This is a genomic window from Chitinophaga sp. YIM B06452 (assembly GCF_039655965.1).
In the GTDB taxonomy this organism is placed as follows: Bacteria; Bacteroidota; Bacteroidia; order Chitinophagales; family Chitinophagaceae; genus Chitinophaga.
On record NZ_JAWLKY010000001.1, the window covers coordinates 1,739,623 to 1,752,642 of the forward strand.

Genomic DNA, 13,020 nt, shown 5'->3' on the forward strand with positions numbered 1-13,020 from the left:
CTCATTTTTTTAACACAATATTCACACTTTGCTCTTCGTTTAAGAATTCGATAAATCACCTATGTTACCATGTGGCGCTTTTGCTTTCTGATTGTCGTATTACCGCTTTTTGCGTTTGAGCACAATAATTCCGACCTGTATTCCGTTAGGCTCAACCCTTCGAGAATAGATGCCGACAAGGTTTTCCTGCTCGTCGATAAAAGTGATTACCGGATGTACGTTTATGAAGACGTAACGCTGATCAAGATCTATAAGGTCGTGTTCGGCAGCAATTCCACTGCCGATAAATATGTGCAGGGCGATAAGCGCACGCCCGACGGTACGTTCCGCATTTCCGCCAAACGTTACGACAGCCGTTGGAGCCGCTTCCTGTTACTGGATTATCCCAACGCCGAATCCTATTCCAAATTCCAGCAGCGCCAGGCCAGCGGGCAGGTATCGCGCAGTGCGGATATTGGCGGCGGCATAGGGTTGCATGGCGTGGAGTATGCGTCGGGCATCAGGGATTATTACGTGGACCAGCGCATCAACTGGACGCTGGGATGCGTGAGCCTGAAGAACGGGGATATCAACGAGATCTATGATGTGGTGAAAGTTGGCACACCAGTGGTGATCCGGCCTTAGCCGGCAACGACGGACTTTGATATGGATGAATAAGAAAACGGCTGCCGCCTTAAAAAGCGACAGCCGTTATATTTTAGTTTTAGTCAGTGCTTACAATCTGCCGGTCTTGATCTCTTCCACTACAGCGGGATCCAGCAGGGTAGTGGTATCGCCGAGGTTGTCCAGTTCGCCTTCCGCGATCTTGCGCAGGATGCGGCGCATGATCTTGCCGGAGCGCGTTTTCGGGAGGCCGCTCACAAACTGGATCTTGTCCGGTTTCGCGATGGGGCCGATGATGCGGGAAACAGTTTGCATGATATCCTTCCGCGTAAGCTCTGCGTCTTTCACCAGTTTTTCGGCGATCACGAATGCATATATGCCCTGGCCTTTGATCTCATGCGGATAGCCTACCACAGCGCTTTCCACAACACCTGCGTGCATATTGATCGCATTTTCCACCTCGGCGGTGCCAATGCGGTGGCCGCTCACGTTCAATACATCGTCTACACGGCCGGTGATGCGGTAATAACCGTCTTCGTCACGGAGACAGCCGTCGCCGGTGAAGTAGAGGTTTTCGTAAGTGGAGAAATACGTGGTGCGGCAACGTTCGTGATCGCCGTAAGTGGTGCGGATCATGCCGGGCCAGGGGAATTTGACGCAGAGGTTCCCGTTCACGCCGTTCCCTTCTATTTCTTTCCCGTTCTCATCCACCAGTATGGGTTGTATGCCGGGAAGCGGCAGCGTGGCGTAGCCTGGTTTTTCAGGCGTGATGCCCGCGATGGGCGCTATCATGATGCCGCCTGTTTCGGTCTGCCACCAGGTATCGGTAATGGGGCATTTGCCTTTCCCGATCTGGTCTTTATACCAATGCCAGGCCTCTTCGTTGATGGGTTCGCCTACAGTGCCCAGCGTGGTGAGCGAGCTGAGGTCTTTATGGTTCACCGGTCCGAGCCCGAAGCCCATGAGGCTGCGGATGGCTGTGGGCGCGGTGTACAGGATGTTTACCCTGAACTTGTCCACGATATCCCAGAAGCGCCCGGCGTCAGGATAAGTGGGCACGCCTTCGAACATCAATGTGGTGGCGCCTGCGCTCAGCGGACCGTACACGATGTAGCTGTGGCCGGTGATCCAGCCGATGTCTGCCGTGCAGAAGTAAACCTGTCCCGGCTTGTATTGGAATGAATTGATAAAAGTATAATTAGCATATACCATGTAACCGCCGCAGGTATGCACCACGCCTTTGGGTTTGCCGGTAGAGCCGGAAGTGTAGAGGATGAACAGCATGTCTTCCGCATCCATCTCTTCGGCCGGCACGGGCGGGTTGCCCATGGTTTCAACTTGTTTGATCTCATCTTCCCACCATACATCGCGGCCTTTGAGCATGCTCACCGGCGTGCGGGTGCGGGTGCATACGATCACTTTTTTCACGGAAGGGCAAACCATCAGCGCATCGTCTATCACTGATTTGAGGGGAATGTCCTTTGCGCCGCGGAAAGCGCCGTCGCAGGTGATCACAAGGTTGGCCTGCGCATCCTGGATACGGTCTGCAATAGACTGCGCGCTGAAGCCGCCGAACACTACGGAGTGGATGGCGCCGATGCGCGCGCAGGCCAGAACGGCGATAGCCAGTTCGGGGATCATGCCCATGTAAATGCAAACCCTGTCGCCTTTTTTCACGCCATTGTTCTTGAGCACATTGGCAAACTGGCAAACCTTGTTATATAATTCCCTGTAAGTAAGAATGCGATGCCTTTCTTCCGGGTCGTTGGGCTCCCAGATAATGGCTGGCTGGTTGCCCAGCGTGCCGAGGTGCCTGTCCAGGCAGTTTTCCGTGATATTGAGGCGTGCGCCCGAAAACCATTTCACGTCCGGTTTCTTGAAATCCCATTCCAGCACTTTGTCCCATTTGCGGCGCCAGTAAAAATGATCGGCCACGTTGGCCCAGAATCCTTCCGGATCGGTTACACTGTGCTGCCAGGCCTGCTGGTATTCTTCGAAGCTCTTGAGTTGGTATGGGTACGACATGATTCCCAAAAAGATTTATTTGTTATCGGTTTTTTTAACGGGGCTTAAATTTAATGATTTATGATTGAACAATATCAAATAATGTCAGAATAACATTGAATTAATTCAAATTGAAATATAAAAACCCGGCCACAGGAGCCGGGTTGAGAAAGGCCGTCGTTGCGAGAAGCAGCAGGGCTAAAGCGGGTGGGGCGACGAAGCAATCTTCAGGTCTAAAGGCTCTTCACCCGTTCCTTCGCATAAGCCTGTATGCTCTTTTCGTCTTTGCTTTCAGGTTTTGAATTTTTGAGGAAGAGCTGGTAATATCTTTTTGCTTTCAGCGGGTCCTGTACATACTGGTCGTAGATGCGCGCGATGCCGTACTGGCGCATAGGGTCTTTGAAAAGGAAATACGCCGTGTCGTAGTGCGAGATGGCCTGCCTGTATTGTTTCATCTGCTCGTAATTATTGGCCAGGGCAGTGTAATAACTGTCCAGCGAACGGCTTTTTGCGGCAGTGATACATTCTTGCAGCAGCTCATTGCTTTTGTCGAACTGCTTTAATTGGGCATACGATAAAGCCGCGTAATACTTCAGCGTTTCCGGCGCATCCCTTGCGAATTCTACCATTTTATCGTGCACGCGGATGGTGCTGTCAAAATGATCGAGCGAATAGTGCGACACGGCCAGGTAGAGATAAGCGACGGGGTGCACGGCATTTACAGCCAGCAGCGATTCTCCGTAGTTCACGGCTTCCTGGAAGTTCTTTTGCTGGTACGACGATTTGACGAGCGCGGCGGTAACCAGCGTGTTGGCAGAATCCGTCAGGTAATATTGTTTGAGCACGGTGTCTGCGCTTGCATAGTCTTTGCGGTCAAAATATTCTTCCGCAAGGAAAGTCACCACAGACGGGTCTTTCCGGTTAAGGTTATACGAAATTTTCATCAGGGCGAAAGCCGTGTCCTGCAGGCCGGAAGTATTGGAGGCCGCGAGGGCCAGTTGTTTATAGTAGAGCGCGTTATCCGGCCGCAAGGCTACCAGCTTCGAATAATGTGTAACGGCTTTGGCATACTGCTGCTGCGCCCGGGCGATATTGCCCAGCTGCTGCCGCGCGGCAATGTGGTTGGAATCTTTATCAAGCACAAGCTGGTAGGTTCTTTCCGCGTCAGCCGTCTGCCCGTTCTGCAGGTATGCGTTGGCCAGCAGGGCGAGCCCGTTCACATGCACCGGTTTCACGGTCCCTTCCATGTAGGCGATCACTTTGTCGTATTGCTGTTCTTGGAAATAATCCATCAGCAGGGCCTTATCGTACTGGTCTTGCGCGAAAGCGGCGAGGGTGCTGCAAAGCAGCAGGAATAATGCGGAAGATCTGCGGAGCATATCGGTTCGTTTTCATAAAACTAAGCATTTAGTTTATAATAACGAAGAAATTAGTTGATATCTTTTTTTGCAGAACGAAAGCAAGAAGGTGTGCCCGTCATTGCTTTTAAAAAGCAGGGGCATCACACGGAATTGATCCGGGATGCCCCTGGTATTCAAGATGGGGATAGGGATACGGGCATATAGCCCGCCGGGTGTGCAGCGATAACAATAATAATTTTAAGCGCCGCGCTGGTTACAGCCTCATGGGCCGCCTGCTGGAAGCGATGAATACCACAAGGTTGTCGATAGGCCCTTCCAGCGACATTTCCTGGTAGGAGATGGTGGCCACGCCCGGTATTTTTTCCGATACGAGGTGCTGAATGCGCCGGTCCGGCTCAAAATGTTCCGTCTTGCCATGAACGGTCACCGTAATGTGTCTGATAGATTCGCCCGCCTCGGCGTGCATGTGCCGGATAAAACCGGCGATGAGGGTCTTGAGGTTGGTTTCAGTGTTTAGCATGGTGGTGGAGGTTTGGGATTTTGAAATAAGCGGGGGTTAGCCTGAAAAATTGTTGTACGGGTGGTGAATATTTACACTGTTGTGCAGGTCACCGCCCCCGGTATTTGTTACTCCTGTCCCGGATGCGCTTCAGCAGGCCGTCCCCCACGGCCAGGATCTTATCCCGTTCCGCATTGCTGAACGGGTAGGTACCCTTCGCTTTCCGGTAAAAAGTCGCCTCGCTCCAGCCGCATTCCTTACATACGCTGTCCCGAAAGCTTTTGGGCAGCTGGACCATCTCAGCATGCAGGTCCAGCAGTAGGTTGTTGGATGAAAGTTGGTTTGTTTCCATTAGCAGTTAAATTTGTCATTTTGATTCAGTTTTTCTCAAAATGTCAATAAAAATGTTATATTGATAATAGAAGCATCACACTATTTATTGACACCTGTTACAAGTATAACAAAAATTATTTACAGTGGAGGTAATTCCCAAAAATATTATTCACGAAGGCGCCCGTTTAAAACAGATCGTGCGGGACAAACACATGAAGATCCTGGATTTCGCGCGGAAGGCTCATTTTTCCAACCAGATCGCGCACTATTACTTCCGGCAGGAAGCCATTAAAAGAACCAAGCTCCAGGAATTCTGCAACCTGCTCGGTATCAGTCTCGATGAATTCTATGCCTGGACGCACCCCCGCCGCGTGCTTTCCCAGCCCGCCACCGACCTTCACCAGGGCCACCGGCTGGATGAGCTGATCGAGGAAAAGGGGCTGAACAAGACCCGCCTGGCCAACCGGATGAACCTCAGCCGCCGCGCGTTGTACAACCTGATAGAAAAACCCGTGTTCACCCCCGAGCAGCTCAAGAAAGTGTGCCAGGTGCTGGAGATCAGCGCCAAAGATTTCCTGGGCGCCAATCATGTGGACGATAACGATCCCGAAGCGCCGGAGATCGAGAGCTGGAAAGACAAGTATTATAAATTGCTGGAAGATTATAACAAAGCCCTGGTGGAAATTTCCAGGCTGAGAGAGCAGACCCGTTCATAAGACCATTAATAAGGACATCCCCAAAAAGAAAGATGCCGCTGCCAGCGGCAACAGCATCCCCAGGGTCATCACAGGTCAGGAATTTTAGGGGTTTCTGATGTTAACAAGCCGGGATGATGCACAAAAATACCCTCCCCAACATTCATAATCAGCACATATCGGGAAAAAATTTTGCGTACCCGGGAAAAATCCCTGCCCGGAAGCTTCCTTTTTATCCCACAATTACATATATTAGCATTTCTATATCTATAACCAACTATCCCTGGAACTATGAAAAGAGCCCTGCTATCCCTGGCCACGTGCCTGTTCCTGCTGGTGGTAAAAGCCCAACCGGCCTCCGCTCCCGAAGTAAAGGAGTTTGAAGTATTCTGGAAAAAACTCTACACTGCCATCGTCAAAAAAGACTATAACGCTGTGTGCCAGTACATCGAATTTCCGCTTGTCGTAAAAAAGAGCCTGACGGATACCTCGGTGCAGACCATCGGCCGCCAGGAATTCCCCGGTTTTTTCTCCGGCTACCTCAACATGCCGGCCAAAGACGAGTTCATTAATAAATACGGCCTGCTCCGTGCGCGCAAAACGCTCAGCGACGACGATAAAACTATGGTGGACGAGGATTCCGCCACGATCGAAGACTTCGAATTCCAGAAGGTAGGCGGCGAGTGGAAGCTCGTATATGTATATGCTACTGCGAATGAATAAGGAATTGAGAATTATTTGAATATAAAATAAAACCCACACCGGTAATTTCTCCCCGGCATCTTAAATTTCTCCGGTGAATAATTAATTATTCCCGTAACTTTGCACGATTTTTTAGTTCGCTTCGCACTGAAAGATCGCATGGTTTTTCATTAACAACAGCTAATAAAAAAAGATGCCCAAAGACACATCTATCAAATCAGTTCTCATTATCGGTTCCGGTCCCATTATCATTGGTCAGGCCTGTGAGTTTGACTATTCCGGCTCCCAGGCGGCGCGTTCGCTCCGGGAAGAAGGGATCAAGGTGATCCTGATCAACAGCAACCCTGCAACGATCATGACGGACCCTATGATGGCTGACAAGGTATATCTGTTACCACTCACCGTGGAAAGCATTGAACAGATACTGGAAGAGAACGAGATCGACGCCGTATTGCCTACCATGGGCGGGCAAACCGCACTCAACCTCTGTAAAGATGTGGATGAGCTGGGTATCTGGGAAAAGAATAATGTCAAACTGATTGGTGTAGACATCAAAGCCATCGACAAAGCTGAAGACCGCGAACAGTTCCGCCAGTGGATGATCCAGCTGGGCATACCGGTGGCGCCTGCACGCACGGCCAATTCCCTGCTCGAAGGCAAGGAATTTGCCCAGGAGATCGGTTTCCCTCTCGTGATACGCCCTTCCTTCACCCTCGGCGGCACCGGCGGCGGTTTCGTGCATGGCAAGGAAGACCTGGATGAAGCGCTGGATCGTGGCCTGAAAGCCTCTCCCGTTCACGAAGTGCTCGTGGAGAAAGCGGTGCTCGGCTGGAAAGAATACGAGCTGGAGCTGCTGCGCGACATGAACGATAACGTGGTGATCATCTGTACCGTTGAAAACCTCGACCCGATGGGCATCCACACCGGCGACTCCATCACCGTGGCCCCGGCCATGACCCTGAGCGACACCGCTTTCCAGGACATGCGCAACAAGGCCATTATGATGATGCGCCAGCTGGGCAACTTCGCCGGCGGCTGTAACGTACAGTTCGCCATGAACCCGGAAAATGAAGAGCTGATCGCCATCGAGATCAACCCCCGCGTAAGCCGCTCTTCCGCCCTTGCATCCAAGGCAACCGGTTACCCCATCGCCAAGATCGCTTCCAAACTTGCGATCGGCTACACGCTGGATGAACTGGAAAACCAGATCACCCGCACCACCTCCGCATATTTTGAACCCGCGCTGGATTACGTGATCGTGAAAATGCCGCGCTGGAACTTCGATAAATTCAAAGGCGCAGACGATACCCTCGGCCTGCAGATGAAGTCGGTAGGTGAAGTAATGGCTATTGGCCGTACTTTCCCCGAAGCCATCCAGAAAGCCTGCCAGAGCCTGGAGAACGAAGCCGTTGGCCTCGGCTACTACGGCAAATCGCTGATGAAGAGCGAACAATTGATCGAGAAGCTGAAGCGCCCCACCTGGGACCGCATCTTCCGCATCAAAGACGCGCTCATGGAAGGCATGTCCGTGAAATCCATCCACCAGGCTACACAGATAGACCGCTGGTTCCTGCACCAGATCAACGACATCGTGACCCTGGAAAAACAGCTGATGGAGCACGACCTCGATTCCGTGCCCGCCTCCCTGCTGAAGGAAGCCAAAGAAATGGGCTTCTCCGACAAACAGCTGGCCCTCATCTTTACCAACTGCGAAGAAGAGGAAGTATACGAGAAACGTAAAGCCCTCGGCATTACCCGCACATACAAGATGGTAGACACCTGCTCCGCAGAGTTCGAAGCCAAAACTCCTTATTTCTATTCCGCATTCGATACGCAGAACGAAAGCATTCCTTCCGATAAAAAGAAAGTGATCGTGCTTGGTTCAGGTCCCAACAGGATCGGCCAGGGTATTGAGTTTGACTACTGCTGCACCCACGGCCTGCAAGCCATCCAGGAGTGCGGCTACGAGGCCATCATGGTGAACTGCAACCCGGAAACGGTGTCTACAGACTTCGACATGGCGGATAAACTTTACTTCGAGCCTGTGTTCTGGGAGCATCTCTGGGAGATCATCGAGCTGGAAAAGCCGGAAGGCGTGATCGTGCAGCTCGGCGGCCAGACCGCGCTGAAGCTCGCCAAGAGGCTGACCGAAAAAGGCATCCGCATCATCGGTACATCGTTCGACAATATGGACATCGCCGAAGACCGCGGCCGCTTCTCCGACCTGCTGAAAGAGCTGGGCATTCCTTACCCGAAATATGGCACCGCTTACAATACAGACGATGCCATTGAAGTGGCGAAAGAAGTGGGTTACCCCGTACTGGTGCGCCCCTCCTACGTTCTGGGCGGCCAGCGCATGCGTATCGTGATCAACGAAGAAGAGCTGGAAGCATCCGTGCTCAGCCTGCTGAAGCACCTGCCCGGCAACAAGATACTGATCGACCACTTCCTGGACCGTTGCCAGGAAGCCGAGATAGACGCCATCTTCGACGGCGAGAACTTCCACGTGATGGGCGTGATGGAGCACATTGAACCCGCGGGCATCCACAGCGGCGACAGCAATGCCGTGCTGCCGGCGTTCAACCTCAGCCAGATGATCGTGACCACCATGGAGTACTATGCGGAGAAGATCGCCCGTGCATTGGACATCCGCGGATTGATCAACATCCAGTTCGCCATCAAGGACGGGCAGGTGTTCGTGATCGAAGCAAACCCGCGCGCATCCCGCACCACGCCGTTCATCGCCAAAGCATACCAGGTGCCTTACCTGAACATCGCTACCAAAGTGATGCTCGGCGCGAACAAGCTCACCGATTTCAAGATCGAGAAAAAGCTGAAAGGTTTTGCGATCAAAGAACCGGTGTTCTCATTCAACAAATTCCCTGGTGTGAACAAGGAGCTGGGCCCTGAAATGAAGTCTACCGGCGAAGCCATCCGCTTCATCAAAGACCTCCGCGACCCTTACTTCCGCACGCTTTACAAAGAAAGAAGCATGCACCTGAGCAAATAACCAGGTCAAAAAAATATCACAACAAGCCGCTTCCGAAAAGGAGCGGCTTGTTTTATTTCGTACATTCAGGAAGTATCATTGTTTGTAAACCGATGTTTGTTAACCTGTGGCGCACTGCGCCTTTCCTTCGATTGCTGCTGCCATTCACGGCAGGCATTACAGCCGGGATGTTTTACCCGCTGATCCCCTGGGAGTGTATGATCGTTTGTGCGCTGGTGTGGATAGTTCCTTCATTTTTCAGCATCCGGAAACGTTTTGCCTGGCGGCATTACCGTGGCGCGGCTGTGCTGGCGATTGTATTTTGTATGGGTATGGTGCTGGTGTGCATACACGATGCAAGGCGCCATGCTGGCTGGCTGGGGCATCATGTGAAAGACAGTATGTATTGCGTGGCCGTGCTGAAAGAGCCGCCGGTAAAGAAAAAGCGGTCGTGGAAAGCGGAGGCTAATGTGGTGATGGTGCATTATGAAAAATGGAAAGCGGTACGGGGAACGGCTTTGCTGTATTTCAGGGATACACCCCGGCTGGCATATGGCAGCCGGGTGATGTTTCGCGGAGAGCCGCAACGGATAAGGAGTTCCGGCAACCCGGGGGCTTTTGACTATGCGCGGTATTGCAGCTACCGGAATATTTATCACCAGGCATTTCTCAGCGACTCCGCCTGGCGGCAACTGCCGGGCAATGGTGGAAACCCCGTTGGGTATTGGTTATCCACGGCACGGCAGTATGCATTAAGCACGTTGAAAAAGTATATCCCTGGAAAGGAAGAATACGGAGTGGCGCAGGCCCTGCTGATCGGCTACCGCGACGAGCTGGACGCCGATGTCGTGCAGGCCTATACGAATACCGGCGTGGTGCATATCATTGCTATTTCAGGGCTTCACCTGGGATTGATCTACGTGAGTTTGCTGCAGCTGCTGAAATGGCTGCCGCGCAGGCGCTGGGCGGATCTGCTGAAAGCGTTCGTGCTGATCGCGGTGCTATGGGGATTTTCATTGCTCACCGGCGCTTCGGCTTCCGTACTGCGTTCCGCCGTGATGTTCACCACCATTGCATTGGGGCAGTTCGTGATCGCGAGGCATTCCAATATCTACAATACCCTTGCTGCCGCTGCTTTCCTGTTATTGAGCTACAATCCTTTTTTCCTGGTGGATGCGGGTTTCCAGCTGTCGTTCCTCGCGGTGGCGGGCATTGTGCTCTGTTACCAGCCGTTGTACGATCTGTGGATGATCGAATGGAAGTGGCCGGACAAGCTCTGGCAGATGGTGGCGGTGTCGCTGGCGGCGCAGGCTTTTACCTGGCCGGTTTGCCTGTTCTATTTCCACCAGTTCCCGAATTACTTCCTGCTGGCAAACGTAGTGGCCGTGCCTTTATCCACCTTGCTGTTGTATGGCGAGATCGTATTGATGATGATCGCGGAAGTGCCGGTGGTAGCGGCTTTTGCAGGGAGAGGACTGGAATACGGCATTTTCGCTATGAATACGCTCATCCGGTGGGTGGACAGTATTCCCGGGGCGGTAGTGAGCGGCATCAGGATGAGCATGACGGGCATGTTCCTGCTATATGGCTTTACAGTGGCTTGCCTGGCAGTGTGGTTGTTGAAGAAAAAAGAATTCGTGTGGTGTGCTTTGGGGTTAATGATGGTTTTCATGGGCCTGGGCGCTTTGCAGCGGATACAATGGCAGCATCAAAAGCGGCTGGTGGTCTACAACCTTCCGAAAGCGACGGCTGTTGAATTTATTACCGGAAGAGAGAGTTTCAGGCTGGGAGATAGCGTGGGGTTGGAACATCTACAGCTGCCCATATCGCAGCTGGAGATGGGTGTGAAAAGAACAGTAATGACCTGTAACCTGCGCGGACTGCAGGATTCGAGCGATGTGAGGAAGCAAGTGGTACTCCCGGTCAATAGTGGTCAGCGCCGGCATGGCCCTTTTCATCTTTCGTATATCCAAGGGGGGTGCCTGGTAAGCCTGGGCGCTAAACGCCTGCTGGTGCTCACGGGCAACCTGCAGCATGCGCCGCCGTTGTCAAAAAAGATCAAAATAGATTACATATTGTTGTCACATAATCCAAAGGTCGATATCAGCAGGTTGCAGGATTTTTTTATATACGATCTGCTCATTTTTGATGCATCCTGTTCAGCTTTCCAGGTCAGGAAGTGGAAAAATGCCTGCAACAAACTACCTTTGCGCTGCTTTTCGGTTCCGGAGCAAGGAGCCTTTGTTGTAAATCTCTAATTATTACTGTGCATGCAAAAGCAAATCAAATCAGCTTTGATCTCCGTTTTCTATAAGGACAACCTGGAGAATATCGTTAAAACATTGGGCCAGCAAGGCGTAACCATCTACTCTACCGGCGGAACGCAGAAGTTCATCGAAGAGCTGGGTGTAAAATGCGTGGCTGTGGAAGACCTCACTGCTTACCCTTCCATCCTGGGCGGCCGTGTTAAAACCCTCCACCCCAAAGTGTTTGGCGGCATCCTCGCCCGCAGGGAAAACCCGCAGGACCTGGAGCAGCTTGCGCAGTACGAGATTCCCGAGATAGATCTAGTGATCGTAGACCTTTATCCCTTCGAAGAAACCGTTAAAAGCACCGCCGAAGAACAAGCCATCATCGAAAAGATCGACATCGGCGGCGTTTCCCTCATCCGCGCCGCTGGTAAGAACTATAAAGACGTGGTGATCGTTGCTTCCAAAAACCAGTATGCCGACCTTGAGAAGGCACTGGCAGAAGGCAAAGGCGCCACTACGCTGGAACAGCGCAGGCACTTCGCTGCCAAAGCCTTCGAAGTTTGCGCGCATTACGACACGGCTATCGCTTCCTGGTGGCTGCGCAACGAAGAAGAGAAAGATTATTTCCAGCTGTCCGTTCCCCAGGGCCAGGTTTGCCGCTACGGCGAAAACCCGCACCAGAAGGGCGTTTTTTATGGCAACCTGAGCGAACTGTTCGACAAGCTGCATGGCAAAGAGCTTTCCTACAACAACCTCGTGGATGTAGACGCGGCGGTACAGCTGATCGCCGAATTCCAGGAAACCACTTTCGCCGTGATCAAACATACCAACGTATGCGGCATTGCCAGCAGACCTACATTGCTGGAAGCCTGGGAAGCCGCGCTGGCAGGCGATAAAGAAAGCGCCTTCGGCGGCGTGCTGGCCTGCAACAAGGTTGTGGATGCAGCATCAGCCCAATCCATCAGCGAAATTTTCTTTGAAATATTGATTGCGCCCGGGTTTGAGCCCGCCGCCCTCGAAATACTCCAGGCCAAGAAGAACCGCATCCTGCTTCAGCAAAAACAGCCGCTGAAGACCGCGAAAATGTTCAAGAACGTGCTGAACGGCGTACTGGTGCAGGATAACGACGAAGGCAGCTTCGATACCTGGAACGATACCGGCGCCCAGCCAGCTACTGCGGCACAGCGCTCGGACCTGGAGTTTGCCAACATCGTTTGCAAACACCTGAAATCCAATGCCATTGCGCTGGTAAAAGACCGTCAGCTGGTAGGCAAAGGCTGCGGCCAGACATCCCGCATCGATGCCCTGCGTCATGCCATCGAAAAAGCGAAACAGTTCAGCTTTGAGCTGAAAGGCGCTGTGATGGCCTCCGACGCATTTTTCCCCTTCGATGATTGCGTACGCATCGCGCATGAAGAAGGCATCAACGCCGTGATCCAGCCCGGCGGCTCCATCCGCGACAACGATTCCATCACTTTCGCCAAAGAGAACGGCATGGTAATGGTGATCACCGGCATGAGGCACTTCCGTCACTAATCACATTTTTACTGCATAAAACAGGGCTGCATCTGGACAGGATGCA

Annotated in this window: 10 protein-coding genes; 6 read left to right on the forward strand and 4 right to left on the reverse strand. The window is 52.4% G+C overall.

Translation table 11 applies throughout. The features are described 5' to 3' along the window. The first annotated feature begins 69 nt into the window (after positions 1–69). A complete protein-coding gene (locus R3I13_RS06925; RefSeq protein ID WP_346317199.1) occupies positions 70–624 on the forward strand; it encodes a L,D-transpeptidase in 555 nt (184 codons plus the stop codon). Between the two features lie 90 nt (positions 625–714). Here R3I13_RS06925 and acs read toward each other — a convergent pair whose 3' ends face one another. From acs to R3I13_RS06945, 4 genes are all read right to left on the reverse strand, one after another. Then, positions 715–2,628 (reverse strand): acetate--CoA ligase, encoded by a 1,914-nt coding sequence (gene acs, locus R3I13_RS06930; RefSeq protein WP_346317200.1) that lies wholly within the window; start codon positions 2,626–2,628, stop codon positions 715–717. A 212-nt stretch (positions 2,629–2,840) separates the two neighbouring features. Beyond that, complete coding sequence (locus R3I13_RS06935; RefSeq protein ID WP_346317201.1) at positions 2,841–3,986, reverse strand: tetratricopeptide repeat protein; 1,146 nt, start codon at positions 3,984–3,986, stop codon at positions 2,841–2,843. Positions 3,987–4,221: 235 nt separating this feature from the next. After that, positions 4,222–4,488, reverse strand: a complete 267-nt coding sequence (locus tag R3I13_RS06940) for a hypothetical protein (protein WP_346317202.1) — start codon at positions 4,486–4,488, stop codon at positions 4,222–4,224. Positions 4,489–4,576: 88 nt separating this feature from the next. Further along, positions 4,577–4,819, reverse strand: coding sequence for a hypothetical protein (locus tag R3I13_RS06945; RefSeq protein ID WP_346317203.1), 243 nt, complete (start codon positions 4,817–4,819; stop codon positions 4,577–4,579). A gap of 124 nt (positions 4,820–4,943) precedes the next feature. Here R3I13_RS06945 and R3I13_RS06950 point away from each other — a divergent pair, with 124 nt between their 5' ends. From R3I13_RS06950 to purH, 5 genes are all read left to right on the forward strand, one after another. Beyond that, entirely contained in the window at positions 4,944–5,516 is a 573-nt protein-coding gene (locus tag R3I13_RS06950; protein ID WP_346317204.1) for a helix-turn-helix transcriptional regulator, read from the forward strand. Between the two features lie 270 nt (positions 5,517–5,786). Next, the gene (locus R3I13_RS06955) at positions 5,787–6,218 is read left to right on the forward strand and encodes a hypothetical protein (RefSeq protein ID WP_346317205.1); all 432 of its coding nucleotides are present in this window, start codon (positions 5,787–5,789) and stop codon (positions 6,216–6,218) included. A gap of 172 nt (positions 6,219–6,390) precedes the next feature. Continuing rightward, positions 6,391–9,207, forward strand: a complete 2,817-nt coding sequence (gene carB / locus R3I13_RS06960) for a carbamoyl-phosphate synthase large subunit (protein WP_346317206.1) — start codon at positions 6,391–6,393, stop codon at positions 9,205–9,207. A gap of 92 nt (positions 9,208–9,299) precedes the next feature. Beyond that, entirely contained in the window at positions 9,300–11,444 is a 2,145-nt protein-coding gene (locus R3I13_RS06965) for a ComEC/Rec2 family competence protein (protein ID WP_346317207.1), read from the forward strand. 12 nt (positions 11,445–11,456) lie between these two features. Further along, positions 11,457–12,974 (forward strand): bifunctional phosphoribosylaminoimidazolecarboxamide formyltransferase/IMP cyclohydrolase, encoded by a 1,518-nt coding sequence (gene purH / locus R3I13_RS06970; RefSeq protein ID WP_346317208.1) that lies wholly within the window; start codon positions 11,457–11,459, stop codon positions 12,972–12,974. Positions 12,975–13,020 lie beyond the last annotated feature (46 nt).